Annotated in this window: 23 protein-coding genes and 1 pseudogene; 15 read left to right on the forward strand and 9 right to left on the reverse strand. The window is 52.6% G+C overall.

Annotated features, from left to right (window positions below):
* Positions 1 to 861: 861 nt before the first annotated feature.
* Together WBL83_RS20040 and WBL83_RS20045 are read right to left on the reverse strand one after the other, a co-directional pair.
* Positions 862 to 1,332 carry a hypothetical protein gene (locus tag WBL83_RS20040; protein ID WP_424590776.1) on the reverse strand — a complete coding sequence of 157 codons (471 nt, stop codon included), beginning with the start codon at positions 1,330 to 1,332 and terminating at the stop codon, positions 862 to 864.
* Positions 1,322 to 2,131, reverse strand: a complete 810-nt coding sequence (locus WBL83_RS20045) for a winged helix-turn-helix domain-containing protein (protein ID WP_424590777.1) — start codon at positions 2,129 to 2,131, stop codon at positions 1,322 to 1,324. The genes WBL83_RS20040 and WBL83_RS20045 overlap by 11 nt, the downstream gene beginning before the upstream one ends.
* Before the next feature lie 612 nt (positions 2,132 to 2,743).
* Here WBL83_RS20045 and WBL83_RS20050 point away from each other — a divergent pair.
* Complete coding sequence (locus WBL83_RS20050; RefSeq protein ID WP_424590778.1) at positions 2,744 to 3,178, forward strand: winged helix-turn-helix domain-containing protein; 435 nt, start codon at positions 2,744 to 2,746, stop codon at positions 3,176 to 3,178.
* Between the two features lie 242 nt (positions 3,179 to 3,420).
* Entirely contained in the window at positions 3,421 to 5,355 is a 1,935-nt protein-coding gene (locus tag WBL83_RS20055) for a methyl-accepting chemotaxis protein (protein WP_424590779.1), read from the forward strand.
* A gap of 129 nt (positions 5,356 to 5,484) precedes the next feature.
* On the opposite strand, the gene yajD is transcribed toward WBL83_RS20055, so the two are convergent.
* From yajD to hypA, 7 genes are all read right to left on the reverse strand, one after another.
* Positions 5,485 to 5,832, reverse strand: coding sequence for an HNH nuclease YajD (yajD, locus tag WBL83_RS20060; RefSeq protein ID WP_034460453.1), 348 nt, complete (start codon positions 5,830 to 5,832; stop codon positions 5,485 to 5,487).
* A 42-nt stretch (positions 5,833 to 5,874) separates the two neighbouring features.
* Positions 5,875 to 7,959 carry a formate hydrogenlyase transcriptional activator FlhA gene (gene flhA, locus WBL83_RS20065; protein ID WP_424590780.1) on the reverse strand — a complete coding sequence of 695 codons (2,085 nt, stop codon included), beginning with the start codon at positions 7,957 to 7,959 and terminating at the stop codon, positions 5,875 to 5,877.
* 138 nt (positions 7,960 to 8,097) lie between these two features.
* Positions 8,098 to 9,108, reverse strand: coding sequence for a hydrogenase expression/formation protein HypE (hypE, locus tag WBL83_RS20070; protein ID WP_424590781.1), 1,011 nt, complete (start codon positions 9,106 to 9,108; stop codon positions 8,098 to 8,100).
* 99 nt (positions 9,109 to 9,207) lie between these two features.
* The gene (hypD, locus tag WBL83_RS20075) at positions 9,208 to 10,329 is read right to left on the reverse strand and encodes a hydrogenase formation protein HypD (RefSeq protein ID WP_424590898.1); all 1,122 of its coding nucleotides are present in this window, start codon (positions 10,327 to 10,329) and stop codon (positions 9,208 to 9,210) included.
* Complete coding sequence (locus tag WBL83_RS20080) at positions 10,329 to 10,589, reverse strand: HypC/HybG/HupF family hydrogenase formation chaperone (protein WP_424590899.1); 261 nt, start codon at positions 10,587 to 10,589, stop codon at positions 10,329 to 10,331. Before WBL83_RS20080 ends, hypD begins: the two co-directional genes overlap by 1 nt.
* Entirely contained in the window at positions 10,580 to 11,443 is an 864-nt protein-coding gene (gene hypB / locus WBL83_RS20085) for a hydrogenase nickel incorporation protein HypB (RefSeq protein ID WP_424590782.1), read from the reverse strand. Before hypB ends, WBL83_RS20080 begins: the two co-directional genes overlap by 10 nt.
* The gene (hypA, locus tag WBL83_RS20090; RefSeq protein ID WP_424590783.1) at positions 11,436 to 11,795 is read right to left on the reverse strand and encodes a hydrogenase maturation nickel metallochaperone HypA; all 360 of its coding nucleotides are present in this window, start codon (positions 11,793 to 11,795) and stop codon (positions 11,436 to 11,438) included. The genes hypB and hypA overlap by 8 nt, the downstream gene beginning before the upstream one ends.
* A gap of 359 nt (positions 11,796 to 12,154) precedes the next feature.
* On the opposite strand from hypA, the gene hycA reads away from it, so the two are divergent.
* From hycA to WBL83_RS20155, 13 genes and pseudogenes are all read left to right on the forward strand, one after another.
* Positions 12,155 to 12,610, forward strand: coding sequence for a formate hydrogenlyase regulator HycA (gene hycA / locus WBL83_RS20095; RefSeq protein ID WP_424590784.1), 456 nt, complete (start codon positions 12,155 to 12,157; stop codon positions 12,608 to 12,610).
* Between the two features lie 87 nt (positions 12,611 to 12,697).
* Positions 12,698 to 13,303, forward strand: a complete 606-nt coding sequence (locus WBL83_RS20100) for a 4Fe-4S dicluster domain-containing protein (RefSeq protein ID WP_424590785.1) — start codon at positions 12,698 to 12,700, stop codon at positions 13,301 to 13,303.
* Positions 13,300 to 15,108, forward strand: coding sequence for a formate hydrogenlyase subunit 3 (gene hycC / locus WBL83_RS20105; RefSeq protein ID WP_424590786.1), 1,809 nt, complete (start codon positions 13,300 to 13,302; stop codon positions 15,106 to 15,108). Before WBL83_RS20100 ends, hycC begins: the two co-directional genes overlap by 4 nt.
* 10 nt (positions 15,109 to 15,118) lie before the next feature.
* Positions 15,119 to 16,045, forward strand: a complete 927-nt coding sequence (locus tag WBL83_RS20110; RefSeq protein WP_424590787.1) for a respiratory chain complex I subunit 1 family protein — start codon at positions 15,119 to 15,121, stop codon at positions 16,043 to 16,045.
* Positions 16,046 to 16,062: 17 nt separating this feature from the next.
* Complete coding sequence (locus WBL83_RS20115) at positions 16,063 to 17,772, forward strand: NADH-quinone oxidoreductase subunit C (protein ID WP_424590788.1); 1,710 nt, start codon at positions 16,063 to 16,065, stop codon at positions 17,770 to 17,772.
* A 170-nt stretch (positions 17,773 to 17,942) separates the two neighbouring features.
* Positions 17,943 to 18,485, forward strand: a complete 543-nt coding sequence (locus WBL83_RS20120; RefSeq protein ID WP_424590789.1) for a formate hydrogenlyase complex iron-sulfur subunit — start codon at positions 17,943 to 17,945, stop codon at positions 18,483 to 18,485.
* Positions 18,485 to 19,252 (forward strand): NADH-quinone oxidoreductase subunit B family protein, encoded by a 768-nt coding sequence (locus tag WBL83_RS20125; RefSeq protein WP_424590790.1) that lies wholly within the window; start codon positions 18,485 to 18,487, stop codon positions 19,250 to 19,252. The genes WBL83_RS20120 and WBL83_RS20125 overlap by 1 nt, the downstream gene beginning before the upstream one ends.
* A pseudogene (locus WBL83_RS20130) lies at positions 19,249 to 19,635 on the forward strand (formate hydrogenlyase maturation HycH family protein); the annotation flags it as partial. The gene WBL83_RS20125 and the pseudogene WBL83_RS20130, both read left to right, overlap by 4 nt.
* Positions 19,636 to 19,725: 90 nt before the next feature.
* The gene (hycI, locus tag WBL83_RS20135) at positions 19,726 to 20,250 is read left to right on the forward strand and encodes a hydrogenase maturation peptidase HycI (protein ID WP_424590900.1); all 525 of its coding nucleotides are present in this window, start codon (positions 19,726 to 19,728) and stop codon (positions 20,248 to 20,250) included.
* A 281-nt stretch (positions 20,251 to 20,531) separates the two neighbouring features.
* Complete coding sequence (gene hydN / locus WBL83_RS20140) at positions 20,532 to 21,077, forward strand: electron transport protein HydN (protein ID WP_424590791.1); 546 nt, start codon at positions 20,532 to 20,534, stop codon at positions 21,075 to 21,077.
* Between the two features lie 35 nt (positions 21,078 to 21,112).
* Positions 21,113 to 23,263: a formate dehydrogenase subunit alpha gene (gene fdhF / locus WBL83_RS20145; RefSeq protein ID WP_424590792.1), complete on the forward strand. Its 2,151-nt coding sequence runs from the start codon at positions 21,113 to 21,115 to the stop codon at positions 23,261 to 23,263.
* Between the two features lie 172 nt (positions 23,264 to 23,435).
* Positions 23,436 to 25,673 (forward strand): carbamoyltransferase HypF, encoded by a 2,238-nt coding sequence (gene hypF / locus WBL83_RS20150; RefSeq protein ID WP_424590793.1) that lies wholly within the window; start codon positions 23,436 to 23,438, stop codon positions 25,671 to 25,673.
* 4 nt (positions 25,674 to 25,677) lie between these two features.
* Positions 25,678 to 26,700, forward strand: coding sequence for a HoxN/HupN/NixA family nickel/cobalt transporter (locus tag WBL83_RS20155; protein WP_424590901.1), 1,023 nt, complete (start codon positions 25,678 to 25,680; stop codon positions 26,698 to 26,700).
* The last annotated feature ends 73 nt before the right edge of the window (positions 26,701 to 26,773 follow it).

Below are 26,773 nucleotides of genomic sequence, written 5' to 3' on the forward strand. Positions count from 1 at the left end.
TCACATTATTCCAATGATTAATAAAAGACTTATTTATAAATTACAGAAAACTTCAAATTACATTAAATGGAGATGACCTATGCCTGTTAATGCTTAATATGTTGACATGAAGTATTTATCGAACAAAAAACAATGGAATAGTGATAATCACCCCGAACGAGTAGCCTGTTTATTTTTTACACGCTTCGTGTAAATGAATCGCTATCAGATTATTCCAGGTAAGCCCAGGCAGAGAATCGTGGATCTGGCAGACAAGAAAACCCCTCTCGTCATGGAGTGGCTTTAGCCTGTGACGGATAACTGATTGAAAGTATGATTATTTATTACGAACGGAGTTTGCTTTGAACGGGGATTTTTCGCACCAGAACAGTAGCAAGCTAATTTCATCAGTAATTAAGCAAACACAAATAATTACTTAATTAAAACTGCATACCCATTGCGGAAAGTTCGTTTCGTGGACAGAAGATGGGAATAAATGGGTGATAAGCAGCCATTTTTCGGCATGCTTTCTTGTGAAGTGGGTCGCTCACTAACAGCGAGTGGTCCTGGATCTCTTTATTTTTAAAGGACAGAAAGGGGGGAATACTTGTTGAAAATCTAACCACTGTCGCTACAGGACAGGTTCAGATTTTTCCTACCAGAGCACTCTGTGCACAATTAAATCCTTTGCGAAAATTCCGTAAACCCACTACGAAAATTCCGTAAAGTCACCTTCCTGGCCGCTGGCCCAGGAAAGCCTGTCCAAACAACGGATACAAAAAAAGTGGGCTACGCTTCCGTATGCCCACATTCATCGTTCACGCTCAGCTACGACCAGCATCGACCAGCAACCATAACGGCTCAGCCGTGAGGGCCTGTTCACTACGGGTTGCTACGTGTGCAAAAAAACAGCGGTGTATTGTCATAGCTAAACAAATAACTTGATTCGTTTTCACGTCTAATCTCCAGACTAATCCCTCGCTCGCGGTAAAGGAAGAAATCGGGTGTATAGGGGAAATACTGACTGAAGATATTTTCCATCCCGCTGTTTTCGCTCGAGATCATGATTATTTTCCCGTCTTCATGCCAGTATTTAAACGTGAAATGATTATTGGTATTAATCTCGGGCTTTCCTGTTTGATGCAAACGTCCAAGCGATGTATACGTGCCACTGCCGTCATTAAAGACAAAATGCGTAATCATCTCATAGCTGATATTTTTACCTACAATGGTTGCGGTTGCGTCACAAGAAAAGTGATTACGCTGATAGGTATGATACCAGGCAAACACCAAAGGCAATGATATCAATAATAAGATCAATACCCAGCTCGCTACCCCTTTTCTAACTTTCATAGCGATCTTTCCTGAAGATATAAGACTGGCACTCAGCATTGCTGTATTGAATTTTGCGATTGCAGAGGAGTACGGATAAACCTTGCAAAGATCGATTGAGGGTTAAATACGCGACCCCATCCGTTTTGCAGATAAGTGAATAGCGCTTACCCAGTTCGGTAAACGTCTGAGCGCTTTTCTCTTCGCCAGACCAGGACGAATAAAGCACACAACCATTGACCTTCCCAATGTAGTTGTATTCAGAATAGTAAGACTCCCCTCCCGCTCGCTGCATATAAACCACGCCGCAAGAAAGTATAAAAGTGATGCATGCCAGCAGATATGCCCAACGTGAATGAAAGAAATTTGCAACGTGCTTTTTTCGCGGCGACAGATCATTCGGTGGAATTTCTGGCTCTGTCTTTTCATCAACAGCGGGTAACGATACGCTATGAACCGGAGCGATAAAGTCATCGATTGTTCCTTCACGAATCGTCGCTACCGATTTAAAGCCCATCTTCGGGACCGTTTTAATAATATTTTCCGCAAGCCCAGCCGATTGAAGCCCCTTTCTTAAGGAGGCAATACTTTGATAGAGAGCATTGGTGGTGACTACTGCACCATGTCTTTCCCACACTTGCTCAAAGAGAAATCGTTGAGTTAACACCTGGTGATTGTGGCGCAGTAGAAGGAGTAAGCATTCACTTGCAGGAGTATGGATGACAATCTTGCTACCGGGCCGTCCTTCCAGTGGGCGAAGACTATGTTCATCCGGTTCAAAAAGAAGCGTGTCATTGATCAAAAAGATTGTCTTCATCATGTCATCCTCACCAAAAACAGATCGGTCAATGCCGCTTCATCAAGGGTTAACAGCACAGAAAAAATCTTATTCAGATTTTTTTATATTATAATCAATAAATTATATCCTTCATTTTTAAACCCTCTCTTTTGTCCCTTAACTTCTGACTAAGTATAAATCATAGAAAATCACTCCTCCTTTTCCTCAGAATCGTTATGCTTTCCTCGTCGCTAAAACGACCAGGCCCGAGAATAGCCTTAAAATTTTTAGGAATAATCGCGAGTCTGGAAGCCAGTGCGGGGTGGATAAATAGATTTTCAAAACAACAGATTAGTCACTTAACCAGAGCAATGTACTGGATATCACAACTAATTTGGAATTTTACCTTGAGCCATGGACTAATGATGAGTTTCCGGATTTACGCCGTGTGATTTCTATAAAGGTATTTTTTTGTTCTTTTTTCACAAACAAAGCAGGTTTTAAATGCTGAAAAAAGTCAGCCCATGTCCATGATCTGCTCTCCTGGAACATGAGTTGTAAGTATTCACCGGAGTCATATAATCTTCCCTTATAAACAGTAGGGCTTATAGGAAATGGACACGAGCAACGCAACAACCGTCGAATTTATTTTATATGAGCGTGAAAGAAATGGACTATCAATTGCATGGATTTATGATCGGTAAAGAAATCCATTTCGATATTGATAATGGCAGAATATACCGACTTCCGGCAAACAGCACAGAACGTAGTTTTATTTTTGGTTCGATATTTTTTAATGCAACCATGCTGAAACTATTTATTTATCTGCTATTGCATGCGCGACATAAAAAAGTCACCAAAGACGAACTACTTAAGAATGTATGGGAAGAAAATAACCTCATACCTTCAACGCAACGTTTATGGCAGGTGTTAAACAACCTGAATAAAAAACTACGCCTTCTGGGGTTACCCGGTGATTTCATTCTGAATATGAAAGGGAGTGGTTATATAATTAATTATCTTGATGTAACACCGATTTATTATCGAATAAGTGATCTCAGCCTTACCTCTGGGAAAGAAAAGGAATAACACCATAAGATAGCACCTTGAGTAAGTGCTATCACGTAGGATGCATTTGCCCTGATTATGAATAATTTTCAGGGCCTTTTTTTATAAATATCCTCATCGGCAACTGATTTCGCGCCTCTCCGTTCGACATTTAGTTGCCGGTGAGGGTATTTATCAAAAGCATCACGACTTTTATTTTTAGCATGATAGCTCTCTTAAATAACTACGCTCACCATAGGCTCTAAGCCTTTACTGGATAAAATATGAGTATAATTAATTCGTTTTTAAATTTAAAAGTCAGCAAAAAACTCTTCTTAGGGTTTGCAGTTGTCTTTATTGTCACGATTGTTATCGTACTTACTGGGATGATGGGCTTGCGAGATGTCCAGGATAAAATTAGCAAAAGTGCTTTAACGGTTGAATTAAACAAAGCTCTGACCACGGCACGTTTGACCCGCACCAACTATCAATATACCCATGATGTCCATTATGTGGAGCAAAATAGCAAGGCCATCAATCAAATGGCCGAAATAGTTACCCAGCTGAAAAACTACACCTGGGCAGCAGACAGTATGGACGCCGTATTGAAAACTGAAAGTGCGGTAAAAAATTACGTGCTGAGCACCACACCTTTCATTAATGCTTTGAGTCAAACAACCCGTGATAAAGAACGTCTGGACTCTAAAGACCTCTATAAAAAGTCCGTCATGGCAGACACACTGAGTCATAGCGAATCATTGCCATCAGATCTAAAAACACAAGTGGCTCAACTGGGCTTTATCTTCAACGACATTGATTCGATGTTAAATGATTACAAAGATAAACCTACAGAGCAGGGGCGAGAAGCCTTACAAGCGCGCCTGACCGCAGGCATTAACCATGCTGAGCAACTTTTACCTAATTTGCCGCCTTCAGAGCAAGTATGGGTGCAGGCAGGTATTATTGAAATCCAGGGTTTTTCTACAGACCTGCCGTCGTATCTTGCGGCGTGGACACAACAAAACGTCCTCTCCTCACAGCTGACAGACAGAGCCGTGGAGCTCACTCGCGCCATTGGCGTGCTGTTTGACCTCCAGCAACTCAAAGCCGAAAGAGTCGTTGCTACCGCTGAGTTAGAAATGGCCATTGTTGCCATTATTGGGATACTTATTGGGGTGTTGATGGCCCTGGTGATTACTCGCTCAATCACTCGCCCGCTTAATGAAACACTTCTTGTAGCCGAGCAAATTGCGAATGGCGATCTTACTGGCACACTGGCGAGCCAGCGCAGCGATGAACCCGGTTTATTGATGCAAGCGGTGGCGACGATGAATAACAATCTAAAGGACATTATTCATAACGTTCGGGATGGGGTGGACAATGTGGCACGTTCGTCTTCTGAGATTGCGGCTGGGAATATGGATTTATCCGCTCGCACGGAACAGCAATCCGCTGCGGTAGTTGAAACGGCCGCCAGCATGGAAGAACTCACCTCTACGGTCGCGTTGAATGCTGAAAATGCTGAACATGCCCGGCAATTAGCGGAAGCTGCTTCGCAAAAAGCGAATGAGGGAAGCCAGATTTCTAAGATGGTTATCGACACGATGAAGAATGTGCAAAACAGTTCGCATCGTATTTCTGAAATCACGACCGTGATTAACAGCATCGCATTCCAGACCAATATTCTGGCACTGAATGCGGCTGTTGAAGCAGCGCGAGCTGGGGATCAAGGGAAAGGATTTGCCGTGGTGGCAGGTGAAGTGCGCAACCTGGCACAACGAAGTGCGCAGTCGGCAAAAGAGATAGAGTCGCTAATCCATGAATCTGTTTCTTATGTCGATTCAGGATTCCGTCTGGTTGAAGGCGCCGGGATCGCGATGGATAACATTGAAACGTCGGTTATTCAGGTGCGAGATATTATGAGTGAGATTGCGGCCGCTACGGATGAGCAAAGCCGTGGGATTTCTCAAATTGCGCAAGCGATGGCAGAAATGGATACCACTACTCAGCAAAATGCGGCGCTGGTCGAAGAATCTTCAGCTGCTGCCAGCTCGCTTGAAGATCAAGCCGTACAACTCGAAAAGGTTGTTTCAATTTTTCGGGTGTCCAAAAACCAAAATACTAAAGCAGAAAATATCCCGGTGAGCAGAACACCTACGCTGGCATTGCTCGCCAAAAAATCGGGATCAAACAATAACGATAATTGGACTGAATTCTAAAAGTACTTTGCTTTGCTTTGCTAACACCAGGGAAACAAAGGGCGGGAAACCGCCCTTTTCTTTGACAGTCATTTCAAAACAGTGGGATTCGCCGGCGCTTCTCCCCTACGAACTCCATTCACCCAAGCGTTACTTCTTCTTATTGAGCATCGACTTCAAATCCGCGAAAGGATTGTACGTCGCTTCGCCAACATCTTTTTGCGCGTCTTCGCCTGCCACAACCGTAGTGCCGTATTGGTCGGCTTCGGTGTACTTCGAGTGCTCATGGTCATGGCAATACAGGCACAACAGCTCCCAGTTACTGCCATCTTCCGGGTTATTGGTGTGGTCGTGGTCGATATGGTGAACCGTCAGTTCGCGCAGGTTTGAGTAAACAAATTCACGCGAGCAACGCCCACATACCCACGGGTAGATTTTTAATGCTTTCTCACGGTAGCCGCTTTCCAGCCGCGTGTAGTTTTTAGGGATCAGAGCCATGATTGATGAATACCTGGTAAATAAAGTTTGGATATAACTAGTTTATATACCCTCTTTATCAATCCCCAAACGTTTCATGCGCGAAAGCAATGTCGTGCGTTTAAGTCCCAGGCGTTGTGCCGCACCACGCGGGCCGGCAACCACACCATTGGTCTCTTTTAACACACGCAAAATTCTCTGCGCTTCATCTTCCCCTTCTCGAATCTCCTCACTCGCCATAACGGGGTGTGCTTTTTCTTCTGGCCGTTGGTAGTCCATTTCCGGCAGCGAAAGATGCAGCACATTGCCGCGCGTCAGTAACACCGCACGTTCAATCACGTTTTCCAGTTCACGGACGTTACCCGGCCAGTCCATACGGCTGAGCGTCCGCAAAGTTTCCGCCGGAATACTGTCGATGTTACGGTTCATGCGATGGGCGATTTTAAAGGTGAAAGATTTCACCAGCAGCGGAATGTCTTCCGGACGCTCGCGCAGCGGTGGCAACATGATTGGGAACACGTTCAGGCGATAATAGAGGTCGCTACGAAATTCACGTTCGGCCACCATCTCTTTAAGATTGCGGTTGGTCGCGGCGATTAAACGCACGTCCACCTGCTGAACTTTGTTGCTTCCGAGCCGCTCAAATTCCTGTTCTTGCAGGACGCGCAACAGTTTAGGTTGCAGCTCCAGTGGCATATCGCCGACTTCATCAAGGAACATCGAGCTTTTGTCCGCAAGCTCAAAGCGGCCGATACGCTGCGTATTGGCGCCGGTAAACGCACCGCGTTCATGGCCGAACAGGTCACTTTCCAGTAATCCGGCAGGCATCGCCGCACAGTTAATTTTCACCATCCGGCGGCTGTTACGCTCGCTCAGGTTGTGAATGGCGCGTGCAATCAGCTCTTTGCCGGTGCCGGTTTCACCGAGGATCAGCACCGTACTGTCGCTTTTTGCCACCATATCGACTTGTTTGAGCACGTTCGACATCACGTCGCTGCGGCCAATAATCTCGCCAAAATCGCTGGCGACATTGTTGATTTGCTCGGTGAGGTAGAGGTTTTCGTCGACGAGGTTCTCTTTTAAGCGATTGATTTCCTGATACGCCAGCGCGTTATCCACCGCAATGGCGATACGCTCGGCAATCTGGCGCAGCAGTTTAAGATTTTGCGGGGTAAAGACGCCTGCCTCGCATTGTGCCAGTTTCAACACGCCCAGCATGTTGCTGCCAAACGTGAGCGGCAGCAGGCACAAGGTCTGGATTTGGTTGCCCCACATTTCAAACAACATGCGCTCATACGGCGCGAGTTGGTCACCGTGATGCAAATTCAGCAGCAGCATTTCACCGCTTTTAAACACCCGTTCGGAGAGCGTTCCCGCCTGGGCGACATCGCTCCGGTCGTGGATCGGCGATTGCTCTTTGACGAAGTGGGTGGAATAGACCTTCAGGCGATCTTTTCGGTTGCCGCGTAAAACGATGCTTATCGAGTCGATGGAGAAATAGTGGTGAATTTCGTTGGCGATTTCGCGGATCAGTTCATCGAGATCGAGCTTCGACAGTACGGCGTTGGTCACCGCCACCAAAATGCGGTAGTCATCACGTTCGCGGCATAGTTGTTGGTAATCGTGACTGGAGTCGAGGCGGCTTTGAATTTGTTCCGCCACCAGCCCGACAACTTGCGCCAGCGTATGCAGACGATTGAGTTCTTTATCTGTCCAGGTAACATCGTTATTGCGAATAAACTCGCAGCCACCAAAGATTTTGCCTTCTGCCGCCAGAGGCAACAGGCAGTAGCGACCAAATGGCGCGTAGAGCTCAAGGCTCATTACCTGTGGCCAGGTGTCGTTAAATTCTTCTTCGGTACAAATCAGCGCTTCCGGGCGCGAAAGCACCCGCCGAACAGGCCCATTAGCCAGCACCATCTCATCTTCGTAATGCAGCTCTTTGCCATGTTGATCCCTGCCATAAAAGGCCACACGCTGATGCAACGGATGGTAAAGCAGAATATTCACGCGGTCGGCGAGTGCACCCTGTTTGGCCATTTGCGTCAGGCATTGAGCAAGCGCCGGAAGATCAGGTTGCTGCAACAGGGTACGCGTAATATCAAATAACCCCTGCTGCCCGAGATCGCTCATCGGAGTGTATGGCATTTTGCTTATCCAATTGGTAGTGCGGAGGCGGTGGATGACGCTGGCGCTTATCCACCCTACGAAATCAAACGCCTGGCGATTTGTATTATGAAACCGCTCAAGTGTAGCCAGGACGGCACCCGGCGTTCCTGGCTTAGGTCAACAAATCCGTGGTAGCGGCTCTGAATGTGGCAAATCGAGTGTCCGTTTTACGCCATAAAGACCGGCGACTCGCACCCCTTTTCGCTCGACGACATCACCAATAATAGCCGCGTCCTGGCCTAATGGGTGCGCACGTAATGCAGCCAGCACCGCATCGGCAGATTCACGTTGTACCGCAATCACCAGTTTGCCCTCGTTGGCAAAATTCAGCGCATCGAGGCCAAGCAGTTCGCACACGCCACGCACCGCCGGGTTCAAAGGCAACTGGCTTTCAGTGACTTCCATCCCGCAACCGCTCGAGGCCGCAAACTCATGTAGCACCGCATTCACCCCACCGCGCGTGGCATCGCGCAGCGCCTTGACGCCCGCTATATGCAGCAAGGGTGCGATTAACGGAGCCAGCACCGCGCAGTCACTCACCAGTTGTCCTTCAAGACCCAGCGATTCGCGCAAGTTAAGGATAGTAGCGCCATGGTCGCCCAGCGTTCCGCTGACGATAAGCACATCACCGGCGCTGATTTGCTGCGCGCCCCAACTTAAACCGGCAGGGATCGACCCGATACCGGCCGTATTGATAAACAGTTTGTCCGCCGCACCGCGCTGCACCACTTTGGTATCGCCGGTGACGATTGCAATTCCCGCGGCTTTTGCGGTCGCCGCCATGCTGTGAACCACGCGTTCCAGCGTTTCAACAGGCAAACCTTCTTCAAGGATAAACCCGCAGGATAACCAGCGCGGTGTTGCGCCGCTGACCGCCACGTCGTTCGCCGTTCCACAAATGGCGAGCTTGCCAATATCGCCGCCAGGGAAAAAAAGCGGGTCGATGACGTAGCTATCGGTTGAGAAGGCCAGGCGGTCGCCATGAGCCGCGAGTTCAGCCAGCGGTAAACGTGCCTGGTCTTCCTGTTCAGCCAGCCACGGATTATCAAATGCCTGCACGAACAAGTCAGCTACCAACTTTTGCATTGCCTGGCCGCCACTGCCGTGGGCGAGTTCGATAGTTTTCATGATTTTTTACCTGTGTCGGATGACGCTGCGCTTATCCGACCTGGATTGGACTCGTTTTTTGTAGGTTGGATAAGCGCAGCGTCATCCAACGAAAAGGTTTTATGCCTCGCATTCCTGGCTGCGATATTGATACCAGGCGGCACATGCGCCTTCGGACGAGACCATCAATGCGCCAAAAGCATTTTGCGGATTGCAGGTTTTGCCAAACATCGGGCACTGGTGCGGTTTGCAACGCCCGGTGAGCACATCGCCGCAGCGTGCCATCGGGTCGTCATAAACCTGCTGCGGCGCGGGTTTGAAATGGTCCTCGGCATCAAACTGGCGATAACCGTCGGTCAACTGAACACCGGAATCGCTGATGGTGCCAAGCCCGCGCCATTCAGCGTCACCCCGCACAGCAAACACCTCAGCAATCGCCTGCTGCGCCAGATTATTGCCCGCATCCGGCACCACACGCTTGTACTGGTTTTCCACGGCACTGTGCTGATGGATTTTTTGCTCCACCAGCATCACCACACCCTGCAATAAATCCAGCGGTTCAAAGCCTGCAACCACCAGCGGGCGATGATGCTGGGTGGCGATAAAATCATAGGCTGCCGTGCCAATCACCATGCTGACATGGCCTGGCGCCAGGAACGCATCAATGCCGTTATCCGGCTGCTCGAGCAGACTGCGTAGCGTAGGAATAAGCGTTATATGCTGGCAGAAAAAGTAGAAATTGTTGATGCCCTGCGCTTTGGCCTGTTGCAGCGTGATGGCGGTGGTCGGCATGGTGGTTTCAAAACCAAGGCCAAAGAACACCACTTTTTTGTCCGGATTCGTACTTGCCAAAGCGAGCGCGTCCATTGGTGAGTAAACCACACGCACATCTGCGCCACGCGCTCTCGCCTGCATCAACGAGCCATTTTTCCCCGGCACGCGCATCGCATCGCCAAAGGTGCAAAAAATCACCTCGGGATGGCTGGCGATTTCAATACAGGCATCGATGCGCCCCATCGGTAACACGCACACCGGGCAGCCAGGGCCGTGAATAAATTCGATGTTTTCCGGCAGCAACTGGTCGAGGCCAAACTTAAAGATGGCGTGGGTATGTCCGCCACACACTTCCATAATGCGCAGCGGGCGCTGGGCGGTGTAAGGCAATTTTGTCGCGCGATCACGCAGCACATCGATAAGCTGCATCACTTTATCCGGCGCGCGATATTCGTCTACAAAATGCATCATCGGCGCTCTTCCCCAAACAGTAAGCCGCCGACATCGGGTTCCACTTCAAACATGTTTTGCAGCGCATCTAAGGTGTCGCGGGCTTCGGCTTCATCAATAATGCTCATCGCAAACCCGACGTGAACCAGCACCCACTGGCCGATTTGTGCGTCGCCCACCAGCATCAGGTTAACGTCACGCTTGATGCCGCAGACATCCACTTTGGCGCTGCCGTCTGGCAGTTTCTCAACAATCTGACCGGGAATGCCTATGCACATCGCTGCGTCTCCAGCCAGTTCAGCCATTCATCCATGCCTTCGCCACTGGTGGCGGAAACGAGGATGATTTCGATATTCGGGTTCACCTGACGGGCGTAATCAAGGCACTTTTCGACATCGAACTGCAAATACGGCAGCAGGTCGATTTTATTCAGTAACATCAGCGAGGAGGCGGCAAACATATGCGGATATTTCAGCGGTTTGTCTTCGCCTTCCGTCACCGAAAGCACCGCCACTTTATGACGCTCACCAAGGTCAAAACTCGCCGGGCACACCAGGTTGCCGACGTTTTCAATAAACAGAATGCCGTTGCGCTCAAGCGGCAGGCGCTGCATGGCATCGCGGATCATCTGTGCGTCGAGGTGGCAACCTTTGCCGGTGTTCACCTGAATCGCAGGCGTGCCGGTGGCGCGAATACGCGCGGCATCGTTTACGGTTTGCTGATCGCCTTCAATCACGGCGCAAGGTACACGCCCAATCAGGCGTTTCAAGCTTTCGGTCAATAGCGTCGTTTTACCGGAGCCTGGACTTGAAACCAGGTTCAGCACCAGTTGTTGCTGTTTAGCAAACTGCTCTCGGTTGAACTGTGCCAGCTGGTTGTTTTTATCCAGCACGTTAAGTTCGATTTCCAGCATCCGGCGTTGCGTCATGCCCGGTGCGTGAGTACCTGCCGCGCCGTGACCGTAATGCAGATCGCCTTGCTCATCAGCTGTCGGAGCAAATTTCACGCCGGTGATGGGGGTTAAAGCGCGCGCAGCAGGCGCGAAAGGTGCGCTACGGAAACCCGAGTGCGGATTGCGCTCGTCGCCTTCTATATAAAGGTTGCCTTCAGCGCAACCACAGGTACTACACATGATTTGTCTCCTCTACTTCCAGACGCTTAATCTGCACGCCATCATCGGCAACGATGCGTAAATTACTGCCCTCGCATAACGGACAACGCCGGACCAGCTGCGTTAACAAGGTGATGTGCTGCTGGCAGTCGTAGCACCAGCATTCCGCTTCTTGTTGATGAATATGAAGCTGGCAGCCTTCGGCCAGGGTGTCGCGGCACACTAATTCAAAACAAAACTCCAGCGCGCTTTGTTCAACACATGAGAAAGCGCCCACTTCCAGCCATACAGCCGTGACGCGTGTCGCGCCGTGTTGGCGAGCTTGAGTTTCGATGAGTTCCAGTGCGCGTTGGCAGAGGGTGATTTCGTGCATATTGCCTCCGGGGTGTCTGGAGGGGGTGATGCAAGGATGATGCCAAAACAACCCTCACCCTAACCCTCTCCCTGAGGGAGAGGGGATGGTCCGGTTTTCTCCCTCTCCTGGGGGAGAGGGGATAGCCCGGTTTTTTCTCCCTCTCCTGGGGCCCGGTTTTTTCTCCCTCTCCTGGGGGAGAGGGTCGGGGTGAGGGCGTCCCTGACCCGACACCGACTCCGTCAAACATGTCGAAATGACATGTCACGCCTGTGGCTATTCGCCGACATTCACTACAAAAACCAATAATTTCAACGAAATACAATATTGGCACGAAACGTGCTCTGTAGCTGCAACAGCAAAAACAGAGTGATTTAATAATGAACATTTGGGAACTGAGCGAAAAAGCTGAATACATTGCCGACAAGCACCAACGCATGACCGCGCAATGGCAGCAGTACTGCAATAGCTTGATTCAAGGCATCACCCTTTCTAAAGCCAGGCTGCATCACGCCGTCGGGTGCAATCCTGACGATTCACTGCGCTTCTTCTTATTTGACCACTTCGTCATTCACGTCCGCCTGGCGGAAGGCTTCAACAGCCACACTATCGAGTACTACGTGGAGAAGCGTAATGGCGACGATAGCGTCTTGATTGCAAAAGCAATCCTTGATGAAGAAGGCCGTATCGACAACAGCATCAGCAACCGTAACCGCGAGAATGTTCTCGAGCATTACCTCGAAAAAATTCGTCCGGTCTACGAGAGCCTGTATAGCGCAGTTCACAGCGACACCCCTGTGTCGATGGCGAAACTGCAACAAAGTGCTCAGGCCTGATAGCCCCGTTGGGTGTCGAAAACTGTCGAAATGGCAGTCGTCGGCACGGTTTCGTCAAAAATGATGACGTGTTCTAAGGAAGACCTGGTGAATCGCTTTATTATCGCCGACTCCAAACTCTGCATGGGTTGCCATACCTGTGAGGCGGCTTGTTCGGAAACGCACCGCCTGCACGGCCTGCAATCTATGCCACGCCTGAAAGTCATGCGTGATGCTAATGATTCTGCGCCGCAAATGTGCCACCACTGCGAAGATGCGCCTTGCGCGGGCGTCTGCCCGGCAAACGCTATCACCCGTATCGACGGGGCGGTACAGCTGAACGAAAGCCTGTGTGTGAGCTGCAAACTGTGCGCCATCGCTTGCCCGTTTGGCTCTATTGAATTCTCCGGCAGCCGCCCGATTCATATTCCCGCGAATGCCAACAGCCCGAAAGCGCCACCTGCGCCACCTGCCCCTGCGCGTGTCAGCACGCTTATCGACTGGGTGCCTGGCGTTCGTGCCATCGCCGTGAAATGCGATTTATGCAGCTTCGATGAAAGCGGCCCTGCGTGTGTCCGCACCTGCCCGACCAAAGCGCTGCGAGTGGTTGATAACAATGACATCGCCAAATCGAGCAAACGCAAACGTGAACTGACCCTGAGCACAACGCTTGGTGATCTCACCCTGTTTACCCAGCCTGAGGTAAAAAAATGAGTGCATTTATCCTGATTCATTGGGCGCTAATGGGTTTTCTGCTGAGCGCGGTACTGGCAGGAATGACGGCATTTCATAAACCACTGAGCGGTTTTATTGCCGGGATTGGTGGGGCCATCAGTTCTGTACTGGTGTTGATTGCGGGCTTCGATGCGTTAACCGGCTTTAGCGGCATGGCGCAAGTCTGGCAGCTGCATTTACAGCTCAATGCGTTTAACGGCGTGTGGCTGGTAACACTGGCTCTGCCGGGTCTGTTTATCTCGCTGTTTAATATCGACTGGCATCGTCATCAGGCAGTCAAAGCCAACGGCTTACTGGTAAACCTGGTGATGGCGGCAGCGGTCGCGGCAGTGGTTGCCGATAACCTCGGCATGTTAGTGGTGCTGGCAGAAATTGTCGCACTGAGCGGTTACTTCCTGACAGGCTGCCAAAAATCCGGTCAATTGTGGTTTGCGCTGGGCCGTCTCGGCACCGTGCTGCTGGCCGTGGCGTGCTGGATGCTGTGGAAACAGTACGGCACGTTGAGCTATGCCGAGCTGCATCAGTTAACCAACGGCACGCCGGTTAGCTCCGTGGTCTGGCTGCTTGGTTTGACTGGCTTTGGTCTGCTGGCGGGAATTATTCCGCTTCATGGTTGGGTGCCACAGGCTCATGCCAACGCGTCTGCTCCGGCAGCGGCGCTGTTCTCGGCGGTGGTACTGAAAATTGGCCTCTACGGCATCATGAGTTTCTCGCTGATCGGCAATGTCATGCCGCTGTGGTGGGGCATTCTGGTGGTCGTTCTGGGGATGATTACGGCGTTTATCGGCGGCTTGTATGCGCTGATGGAGCACAACATCAACCGCCTGCTGGCTTATCACTCGCTGGAAAACATCGGCATTATTCTGCTCGGCCTCGGCGTTGGCCTGATGGGTCTGGCGCTCAACGAATCTACGCTGATTGCCCTTGGCATGATTGGTGGCTTGTACCACCTGTTCAACCATAGCGTGTTCAAAACCACGTTGTTCCTCGGCGCTGGCGCAGTCTGGTTCCGCACCGGTCATCGCGATATCGAGAAGTTGGGCGGTATCGGCAAACGCATGCCGCTGATTTCTATCTCCATGTTAGTCGGCCTGATGGCGATGGCCGCGTTGCCTCCGCTGAACGGCTTTGCGGGCGAGTGGGTGATTTACCAGTCGTTCTTCCATCTCGGCACCTTGCCACTGTTTATTACTCGTTTCTTAGGCCCGATGCTGGCTGTAGGCCTGGCGATTACCGGTGCGCTGGCGGTGATGTGTATGGCGAAAGTGTATGGCGTGACGTTCCTTGGCGCGCCTCGCACGCCGGAGGCTGAAAACGCTACGTCCGCCCCATGGTTGATGAACCTGAGTGTCGCAGCACTGGCTGCCTGCTGTGTGATTGCCGGTGTGGCGGCACCGTGGCTGATTCCGCTGTTACAGAACGCAGTTCCACTGCCTCTGGAAACCGCCAACACCACCGTTTCACAACCGATGATCACCCTGCTGCTGATTGCCAGCCCGCTGCTGCCATTCATTCTGATGGTGATTTTCCGTGGCGATCGCCTGCCAAACCGTTCACGCGGCACGGCCTGGGTTTGTGGTTACGACCATGAGCAAGCGATGGTCATCACCGCAGGCGGTTTTGCTCAGCCAGTGAAAGCGGCGTTCGCGCCACTGCTCGCACTTCGCAAAACCCTTAACCCTGTGAAATGGGTACCTGGCTGGCAGTGTGATTGCCTAGCCGGTACGTTCCGTCGCCTGGCGATGATTGAACTAGCCGTGTTGCTGGTTGCGGTTTGCGCTTAAGGAGCCTGAGATGAATACCATTTTCTTTTCACTGATTCAGGCGCTGGTGTTATTTGCCTTCGCGCCGCTGCTGTCCGGTATCACTCGCGTCACTCGCGCTCGCCTGCACAACCGTCGCGGGCCTGGCGTGATGCAGGAATATCGTGACTTATTCAAATTGTTCAGCCGCCAGAGTGTGGCGCCCGCCGCATCCGGCTGGGTATTCCGCCTGATGCCGTTTGTCATGGTTGGCGTGATGCTGACGATTGCAACCGCACTGCCGGTGGTCACGCTCTGGTCGCCACTGCCGTCGCTGGGCGATTTGATAACGCTTATCTACCTGTTCGCCATTGCGCGTTTCTTCTTTGCGATTGCAGGCCTTGATACCGGTAGCCCGTTTACCGGGATTGGTGCCAGCCGTGAAGCGATGCTCGGCGTGCTGGTTGAACCGATCCTGATTCTGGGCCTGTGGGTTGCGGCACAAGTGGCTGGCAGCACACACATCACCAATATCGCCTCCACGATTTACCACTGGCCTGCCGCGCAGAGCTTAACGCTGATTCTGGCGCTCGCCGCCTGTGCCTTCGCCACGTTTATCGAAATGGGCAAACTGCCATTCGACCTCGCAGAAGCCGAGCAAGAGTTGCAGGAAGGTCCATTGACCGAATACAGCGGCGCGGGTTTTGCAGTGCTGAAATGGGGGATTTCCCTCAAGCAACTGGTGGTGCTGCAAATGTTCGTTGGCGTGTTTATCCCATGGGGTCAGATGAGCGAATTCAGCTGGGGCGGCTTAGTTTTAGCGCTGGTTCTGGCGGTCGTGAAACTGGTGCTTGGCGTGCTGATTATCGCGCTGTTCGAAAACAGCATGGCGCGTTTGCGGATGCTGGAAACTTCGCGCATTACCTGGGCCGGTTTTGGCTTTGCCTTTTTAGCCTTCGTCTCCTTGCTGGCGGCGTGATTTAAGAGAATTTATCTATGTCTGAAGAAAAGATTGGCCAACATTATCTTGCCGCACTGCATAAGCAATTTCCTCATGCGGTGATCGACGAAGCCTGGCAGACCAAAGACCAAATCACTGTCACGGTGAAGCTCAACATGCTGCCAGAAGTGGTGGAGTGGCTTTACTACCAGCAAGGCGGCTGGTTATCCGTACTGTTCGGTAACGACGAACGCCAGTTGTGCGGCAACTATGCGGTGTATTACGTGCTTTCGATGGAAAGCGGCGTGAAATGCTGGATCACCGTGCGCGTCGAAGTTGATGCTGATAAACCGGAGTTCCCGTCCGTAACACCGCGTGTTCCAGCCGCCGTTTGGGGCGAGCGTGAAGTGCGTGATATGTACGGCTTACAGCCTGTGGGCCTGCCGGACGAACGCCGTTTAGTGCTGCCTGATGACTGGCCAGACGATTTGTATCCACTGCGCAAAGACAGCATGGATTACCGTCAGCGCCCTGCTCCCACCACGGACCAGGAAACTTACGAGTTCATCAACGAACTGGGCAGCAAAAAGAACAATGTGGTGCCGATTGGCCCACTGCACGTGACCTCCGATGAACCGGGCCACTTCCGCCTGTTCGTTGACGGCGAAAACATTATCGACGCCGATTACCGCCTGTTCTACGTGCACCGTGGCATGGAAAAACTGGCTGAAACCCGCATGGGTTACAACGAAGTCACCTTCTTGTCTGACCGCGTGTGCGGCATCTGCGGCTTCGCCCACTCCACCGCCTACACCACCTCTGTTGAAAACGCGATGGGGATTGTGGTGCCAGAACGCGCCCAGATGATCCGTGCGATTTTGCTGGAAGTGGAACGTCTGCACAGCCACTTGCTGAACCTCGGCCTGGCCTGCCACTTTGTCGGCTTTGACTCCGGCTTTATGCAGTTCTTCCGCGTGCGTGAGATGTCCATGAAGATGGCGGAAATCCTCACCGGCGCGCGTAAAACTTATGGCCTGAACCTGATTGGCGGGATCCGTCGCGATCTGCTCAAAGACGACATGATCCAGACGCGCCAGCTGGCACAGCAGATGCGTCGTGAAGTGAAAGATCTGGTCGATATTCTGATGAGCACGCCAAACATCGAGCAGCGTACCGTCGGCATTGGCCGCCTTGACCCGCAAATCGCCCGCGATTTCAGTAACGTCGGCCCGATGGTTCGCGCCAGCGGTCACGCCCGTGACACCCGCGCCGATCACCCGTTTGTCGGTTACGGCTTGCTGCCAATGGAAGTTCACAGCGAGACCGGTTGTGACGTGCTGTCACGCCTGAAAGTGCGCATCAACGAAGTGTATACCGCGCTGAATATGATTGATTTCGGTCTGGATAATTTGCCTGGCGGCGCGCTGGCAGTTGATGGCTTTACCTATATTCCAAACCGTTTTGCGCTTGGTTTCTCTGAAGCGCCACGCGGCGATGATATTCACTGGTCGATGACCGGCGATAACCAGAAGCTGTACCGCTGGCGTTGCCGTGCGGCGACGTATGCCAACTGGCCGACACTGCGTTACATGCTGCGTGGCAATACCGTTTCCGATGCGCCACTGATCATCGGCAGCCTGGATCCTTGCTACTCGTGTACCGACCGCATGACGGTGGTTGATGTGCGTAAGCGCAAAACCAAAGTGGTGCCGTACAAAGAGCTTGAGCGCTACAGCATTGAACGCACCAATTCGCCGCTGAAATGATTGAGATGCCTTTGGCTACGGTCGCCCTCACCCCGGCCCTCTCCCCCAGGAGAGGGAGAAAACCAGTCGACCCCCTCTCCCTGGAGGCGGGAAAACCGATCTGTCCCCTCTCCCTCAGGGAGAGGGTTAGGGTGAGGGTTGTTTCAGCCTGGGCTAAACCAAGGAACATCATGTTTAACTTCATCAAAAAAGCCATTAAAGGCGGCGTGGCCACCGAGTCGTACCCGCTTCAACCGATTGCCGTGGATCCTAATTTCCGTGGCAAACCGGAACACAACCCGCAGCAATGCATCGGTTGTGCGGCGTGCGTTAACGCGTGTCCTTCTAACGCGTTAACCGTAGAAACCGATCTGGTTGCCGGGCAGCTGGCGTGGACCTTCAACCTCGGTCGCTGCATTTTTTGTGCGCGTTGCGAAGAAGTCTGCCCAACAGCGGCTATCAAACTTTCGCAGGAATACGAACTGGCGGTGTGGAACAAAGCCGACTTCCTGCAACAAGCGCGTTTTGATTTATGCAACTGCCGCCAGTGCCATAAACCTTTTGCCGTGCAAAAAGAGATTGATTACGCCATCGCATTGCTTGAGCACAACGGCGACAAACTTGCCGAAGCGCACCGCGCCTCTTTTGAAACTTGCCCGGAATGTAAACGCCAGCAAAGCCTGGTGTCTTCCGACCAAATCGACCTTAGCCGCCAGATAAGAGAGGCCAGCTAATGAGCATTTTACTCGGCCCACGCGACGACAACGGCATGCCAGTACCGATGACGGTGGATGAATCCATCGCCGCGATGAAAACGTCGTTGCTGAAAAAAATTAAACGTTCCGCCTATGTTTATCGCGTTGACTGCGGCGGCTGTAACGGCTGCGAAATCGAAATTTTCGCCACGTTATCGCCACTTTTCGATGCAGAACGCTTCGGTATTAAGGTGGTTCCATCGCCTCGTCATGCGGATATTTTACTGTTCACCGGCGCGGTGACCCGCGCAATGCGTTCCCCAGCACTTCGTGCATGGGAATCAGCGCCGGATCCAAAAATCTGTATCTCTTACGGTGCGTGCGGTAACAGCGGCGGTATCTTCCATGACCTGTATTGCGTCTGGGGTGGCACCGACAAAATTGTCCCGGTCGATGTGTACATACCGGGTTGCCCGCCAACGCCTGCGGCAACGCTGTACGGTTTTGCCATGGCGCTGGGTCTGCTGGAGCAAAAAATCCACGCCCGTGAAGCCAGCGAGATGGACGCTCAAGCGGCACAAATTCTGCATCCGGACATGGTTCAGCCGTTGCGTGTGCGTATCGATCGCGCTGCGCGTCATCTGGCAGGTTATCGCTATGGTCGCCAGATTGCTGACAGCTACATGGAAAATCTCATCGCCGGCGGCGGCAATGTTCAGCAGTGGCTGGCGCATGAGAACGACCCACGCCTGACTGAAATCGTCACGCAACTGGAAGAACTGGTGAAACAGGAGCGCGTGTCATGAGCGAGTCGGTGGTTTTTTGCCAGCTTAGCCGTAAGTTTGTCGATGAAAACGACAACACCCCGAGTGATGCGCAACAGGTGGTTTATTACAGCCTGGCAATCGGCCACCATCTCGGCGTTATCGACTGCCTGAAAGAGAATCTGGTTTGCTCGTATGAGCCTTACAAAGCGTGGATTGCCACGCTTGAAGAAGGCAGCGAAGCGCGGCGCAAAATGGAAGGTGTGCCGCGTTATGGCGAAATTGTTATCGACCAAAGCCATGTGGTTTTGTTAGCCAAAGCCTTTGATGCGGCAAAACCGACGCAAACCGAACAGCAGCAAATCTGGAGCCAGGAACTGCTCGATATGCTGCAAGCCATTCAACAAGAACCTGCCATTTATTTGATGGTCCGGAGGCGTTATGACCCCGACCAAAATAATTCGAGTTGCAGTAAGGCGGCAACTGAGCAAGTCCCTGGGAGCATAGATAACTATGTGACCGGGGCGAGCGAAGGCAGCCAACGCGACTGCGGCTCGAAGAATGACGGTCGTAATGTTTTACTTTGTGTCGGCAACACCATGATGGGCGACGACGGCGCTGGCCCGTTGTTGGCTGAAAAGTGCCTGGCCGCGCCACAAGGCGATTGGGTGGTTATCGACGGTGGCACCGCACCGGAAAACGATGCGGTGGCTATCCGTGAATTACGCCCGGCAAGATTGCTGTTGGTCGATGCGACAGATATGGGCCTGGCACCGGGTGAAATCCGCGTGATTGACCCGGATGACATCGCTGAAATGTTTATGATGACCACCCACAACATGCCACTCAACTATCTGATTGATCAGTTGAAAGAGGATGTTGGTGAGGTGATTTTCTTAGGGATTCAGCCTGATATCGTCGGCTTTTACTACCCGATGACCGATGCGATTAAAGCCGCGGTTGAGACGGTGTATCAGCGCCTGGCTTGTTGGGAAGGTAATGGCGGATTTGCTGATTTGGAAGCGCCGGAGTTCTCATAAGAGTTGTCGGATGACGCTACGCTTATCCGACCTACGGGTATTGTGGGTCGGATAATCATTGGTGACATCACTCGACCGGTTTTGTAGGTCGGATAAGCGTTAGCGTCATCCGACATTAAACCCAATCACGCCTCTGTCATTTGCCCAAATGACATCGACAAATGTGTCGATGTCACTGTCATCCCACCCCGGATCAAAGCTTAAACTGTTGAATCACGCTAGTTTCAAAGTTGGCACACTTTATGTATGTCTAAGCCAACTAATAAAAACAGGAGTCTCTGATGAACCGCTTCATCATTGCTGATTCGAGCAAATGTATTGGCTGTCGCACTTGCGAAGTGGCCTGTGTCGTGTCCCACCAGGAAGAGCAAGACTGCGCGGCTTTAACTCCGCAAACCTTCCTCCCCCGTATTCACGTCATCAAAGGCGTGAATGTTTCTACCGCAACGATGTGTCGCCAGTGCGAAGACGCACCTTGCGCCAACGTCTGTCCGAACGGTGCTATCAGCCGCGAACACGGCTTTGTCAATGTGATGCAAGAACGTTGCATCGGCTGCAAAACCTGTGTGGTTGCCTGCCCGTATGGCGCGATGGAAGTGGTCGTGCGCCCGGTTGTGCGTAACAGCGGTGCCGGTCTGAACGTGATGGCTGAAAAAGCTGAAGCGAACAAATGCGACCTTTGCCATACCCGCGCAACAGGCCCGGCCTGTATGGAAGCTTGCCCAACCAACGCGATTATTTGCGTTGATCGCAACAAGCTTGAACAAATGAGTGCTGAAAAACGCCGCCGTGCTGCGTTCGACGCGACTTCATCTCTGATTTTCTAAATCCATTTAAATCTCCGTTAACAGGTCTGTTACTGATGAAAAAAATTACCAGCGTCTGCCCTTACTGTGGCGCAGGCTGCAAATTGAAACTGGTTGTTGAGAAAAACAAAATTATCCGCGCTGAAGCGGCTGATGGCGTGACTAACCAAAATGAACTCTGCCTGAAAGGCTACTACGGCTGGGATTTTCTCAACGATACCAAACTGCTCACCCCGCGTTTAACGCAGCCGATGATTCGTTACGAAAAAGGCGGAAAACTCCAGCCAGTCAGCTGGGATGAAGCCATTAGCTATACCGCCAGACGCCTGAAAGCGATTAAAGAGCAATATGGCCCGCGCTCGATTATGACGACCGGTTCGTCACGCGGCACCGGTAACGAAACCAACTATGTGATGCAGAAATTTGCTCGCGGCGTGTTGCATACCAACAACGTCGACTGCTGTGCGCGTGTGTGCCACGGGCCGTCGGTTGCCGGTTTGCAGGTGACGCTGGGAAATGGCGCGATGAGTAACTCCATCGGCGATATCGAGCACTCTAAATGCCTGCTGGTGTTTGGCTATAACTGTGCCGATTCGCACCCGATCGTGGCGCGTCGCGTGATTAAAGCGAAAGAAAATGGCGCGAAAATCATTGTTTGCGATCCAAGACGCATCGAAACCGCGCGTATCGCCGACCAACATTTGCAGCTGAAAAACGGCTGCAACATGGCGCTGGTGAATGCCTTTGGTTACGTGCTGCTCGAAGAGAATCTCTACGATAAAGAGTATGTGGCGAAATTCACCGACGGCCTGGAGGCTTACCGCGAGGTCGTCAAAGGCTACGCGCCAGAAGACGTTGAGCACCTGACCGGCGTTCCGGCACAGCAAGTCCGCCAGGCGATGCGCACCTTTGCCGCAGCCCCTTCCGCCACCATCATGTGGGGCATGGGCGTAACGCAGTTTGGCCAGGCCGTTGACGTGGTCAAAGGCTTATCAAGCCTTGCGCTGTTGACCGGGAATCTCGGCCGCGAAAACGTCGGTGTGGGTCCAGTGCGTGGGCAAAACAACGTGCAGGGCGCGTGCGACATGGGCGTGTTGCCAAACCAGTTCCCGGGTTATCAGGATGTGGTTGACCCGCAAGTGCGTGCCAAATTCGCCAAAGCCTGGGGCATCAACGTGGATGACATGGACGACAAAGTCGGCGTGCGTATCACCGAAGTGCCGCACATGGCGATTCACGGCGAGATGAAAGCCTACTACATCATGGGCGAAGACCCATTGCAGACCGAAGCCGATCTCGGCCTGGTACGCAAAGGCTTTGAAGCGCTCGATTTTGTGGTGGTGCAAGACATCTTCATGACCAAAACGGCGGAAGTCGCCGACGTCATTTTGCCTGCTACTTCCTGGGGTGAACACGGCGGCGTATTTACCTGTGCGGACCGTGGCTTCCAGCGTTTTGAAAAGGCGATTGAGCCGAAATATAACGTCAAACGTGACTGGGAAATTATCAGCCTGCTCGCAACCGAGATGGGCTACCCGATGCACTATGACAACAACCAGCAAATCTGGGACGAGCTGCGCGAACTCTGCCCGCTGTTCTATGGCGTGACTTACGAGAAAATGGGCGATATGGGCCATGTGCAGTGGCCGTGCCCGACGCTTGACCATCCAGGCACTCAATACCTCTACAAAGACAGCAAGTTCGATACGCCAAACGGTAAAGGCCAGCTGTTTGCTGCCGAGTGGCGCGCGCCTGCCGAAGTACCGGACGCGGAATATCCGCTGGTGCTGTGTACCGTGCGCGAAGTCGGCCACTACTCCTGCCGCTCGATGACCGGTAACTGTGCTGCGCTGCAAACTCTGGCCGATGAACCTGGTTTTGTGCAGATGAACCCAGCGGATGCTGAGAAGCTTGGTATCAAAGACAAGCAACTGGTGTGGGTCAGCTCGCGTCGCGGCAAAGTTATCAGCCGTGCCGAAGTGAATGAGCGCATCAACCTGGGCTCGGTTTACATGACCTATCAGTGGTGGATTGGTGCCTGTAACGAACTGACTCAGGACAACCTCGATCCGATTTCCAAAACACCGGAAACCAAGTATTGCGCGGTGAATGTCAGCCAGATTGCCGACCAGCAATGGGCGGAGAATTACGCGCAGACAACCTACAGCGATATGAAAGCGCGTCTGCGTCAGGCGGTAGAAGCTTAGGTTCAAGTGAAAAAATAACCCTCGCCCTCACCCCAACCCTCTCCCCCAGGAGAGGGAGGTTTTCTCCTTCTCCCTCAGGGAGAAGGCCGGGATGAGGGTGTAAACATCAAACAGTTGTAGGTCGGATAAGCGTAAGCGTCATCCGACAAAAAAAACCACATGAGTACCGATAATGAATTTTAACGGCGTGATGCTACGCATTCGCGGCAAAGTACAGGGTGTTGGTTTCCGGCCTTTCGTCTGGCAACTGGCCCAGCAACTCAAACTCTCCGGCGACGTCTGCAATGACGGCGCGGGAGTGTTGGTGCGCCTGACGTCGGCTGCGGATGCGTTTATTACTCAGCTTCACGCCCATTGCCCGCCTCTGGCGCGTATCGATAGCGTTGAACAAGCGCCTCTGCTTTGGGAAACGCTGCCGCAAGATTTTACGATTCGTCACAGTGGACAGAGTTCGATGGACACGCAAATCGTCCCCGACGCCGCAACCTGCCCGGATTGCCTGCGTGAAATGAACGATCCCAACGATCGCCGCTATCGCTATCCGTTTATCAATTGCACCCACTGTGGCCCACGCTTCACGATTATCAACGCCATGCCGTATGACCGGCCAAATACAGTTATGGCGGCGTTTCCGTTATGCCCGGCGTGTGAAAAAGAGTATCGCAACCCGATGGACAGGCGCTTCCATGCGCAGCCCGTCGCCTGCCCGGATTGCGGCCCGCAAATCGCCTGGCATGCGAGCGAAGTCATGCTTGAACGCGAAGCCGCATTACACGCAGCCATCAGCGCGTTAAAAGCCGGGAAAATCGTGGCGATAAAAGGGCTGGGTGGGTTCCACCTGGCGGTTGATGCGCGTAACACCGCCGCAGTGACCCGCTTACGCAGCCGTAAACATCGCCCGACAAAACCTCTGGCGGTGATGCTTGCGGACTCAAACGGCTGTCCTGCGCGTGTTGTCGCCCAACTGGCAACACCTGCGGCACCGATCGTGCTGATGGCGAAATCCGCGTTACAGGGATTGAGTGACGCCATTGCGCCACAGCTGAATGAAGTTGGTGTGATGCTGCCCGCCAACCCGTTACAACACCTGCTGTTGCAGGATTTCGGCGGCCCGCTGGTGATGACTTCCGGTAACGTAAACGGCCAGCCTCCGGCCATCACCAATCAACAGGCGCTCGAAGAACTCGCCGATATTGCTGACGGCTGGCTACTGCATAATCGCGACATCGTGCAACGGATGGATGACTCTGTGGTGCGTGCTAACGGTGAAATGCTGCGCCGTGCCAGAGGATTTGTGCCGGATGCCCTGCCGCTGCCGCCAGGTTTTACCGCACTGCCGCCCATTTTTGCGACCGGTTCCGATCTGAAAAACACCTTCTGTTTACTGCGCGGCAACCAGGCGGTACTAAGCCAACATCTGGGCGATCTCGCTGAAGAGGGAGTCGAGGAGCAATGGCAAAAAGCGCGCGCGCTGATGTGCGAAGCTTATGATTTTACGCCACAACATATCGCGATAGATGCCCATCCTGGCTACCACAGCGCCCGTATCGGGCTGGAAATGGATTTGCCGGTCAGCAAGATTTTGCATCATCACGCTCATGCTGTGGCGTGCCTTGCCGAACACCTCTGGCCACGTGACGGCGGCGATGTCATTGCGCTCACCCTTGATGGGATTGGTTATGGCGAGCATGACCAGTTGTGGGGTGGCGAATGCCTGCGCGTTAACTATCAGGAATGTGAGCACTTAGGCGGTTTACCCGCAGTGGCGTTGCCTGGCGGCGACCTCGCGGCTCGCCAGCCGTGGCGTAACCTGCTCGCCCATTGCCTGGCATTTTTACCGGACTGGCAACAATGTCCGGAAACCGTCGTGGTACGTGAACAAAACTGGCCGCTGCTGGCAACGGCGATAGCGCGTGGTATTAACGCTCCGCTGGCCTCATCCGCAGGCCGTTTATTTGATGCCGCTGCCGCCGCTCTTAACTGCGCGCCGCTGCAACAAAGCTATGAAGGGGAAGCCGCCTGTCGCTTTGAAGCGCTGGCCTCGCAAAGTGGCGCGTGTCTGCATCCAGTCACTCTGCCTTTTGTTGAAGGCAAACTGGATATGGCGGCCTTCTGGCAGCAGTGGATGAACTGGCACGACTGCGCCCCTGCTCGCGCCTGGGCGTTTCATGATGCGCTGGCAAAAGGGTTTGCTGACCTCGCACGTAGCCATGCGCGTCGGCTATCGATTAACACCATCGTGTTCAGCGGTGGCGTACTGCATAACCAACTGATGCGTGAACGGTTTGCGCATCATCTCGCAGATTTTAGTCTGCTCTTCCCGACACAGTTGCCAGCCGGTGACGGTGCCCTTGCATTGGGTCAGGCGCTGATTGCCGCCGCCCGCTTCTCCCTTCCTTCACAAGGATAAAATGATGTTCCTGCGTGTTCTTCGTAATAATCCGCGCGCTGCCGTTTTACTGGCAGTGTTAGTTGCCGCAAACCTTGCCGCCTGGGCGTGGGCACTGGTTTCGTTTCACCACAGCACTGCGTTGATGGCCGCAAGTTTGCTGGCCTGGTGCTACGGTTTGCGGCATGCAGTCGATGCCGATCACATCGCAGCGATTGATAACGTGACGCGCAAAATGATGCAGCAAGGCAAGCGCCCATTTGGCATCGGCGCCTGGTTTTCCCTCGGCCACTCCAGCATTGTGGTGCTGGCGTCCGTTGCGATTGCTGCCACAGCAGCGGCGTTCCAGAGCGATATGGACTGGTTTCATGACGTCGGCGGTGTGATTGGCACCAGCGTGTCGGCGATCTTTTTGCTGGCAATGGCGCTGGTGAATCTGGTGATTTTACGCGGCGTATGGCGCAACTTCCGTCAGCTTAAGCGTGGCGAACCCCTGTCTGCCGGGGCGACAGATTTTACGGGCGGCGGTGTGATGAGCTGGTTGTTCCGCTCCACGTTTAAGCTGATCAACAAAAGCTGGCATATGTATCTGGTCGGTTTTTTGTTTGGTTTAGGGTTTGATACTGCGACAGAAATTGGTGTGCTCGGCATTTCTGCTGCCAGCGCATCCAGCGGCATGTCGATATGGTCGATTCTGGTGTTCCCGGCGCTGTTTGCCAGCGGTATGGCGCTGATTGATACGCTCGACAATATGATTATGGTTGGCGCGTATGGTTGGGCGTTTAACAAGCCGCAGCGCAAACTTTATTACAACATGACGATTACCGGCACTTCTGTGGTTGTCGCGCTGTTTATTGGCGGCATGGAAGCATTAGGCCTGTTGGCAGATAAATTCGACCTGCATAGCGGCATGTGGAAGTGGGTTGATGCGCTTAATGAGAACCTCGGCAATGCGGGCTTTATCGTGGTGGGGTTGTTTATCGGCTGTTGGATTGTGTCGATGCTGAATTATCGCTGGAAGGGTTACGATTCTTTGGTGGTTCGCTAACTCGGTTATGGATTGTCGGATGACGCTTCGCTTATCCGACCTACATAGCTAATTCGGTTATTAATTGTCGGAT

Source organism: Buttiauxella sp., from assembly GCF_049686335.1.
Lineage (GTDB): Bacteria > Pseudomonadota > Gammaproteobacteria > Enterobacterales > Enterobacteriaceae > Buttiauxella.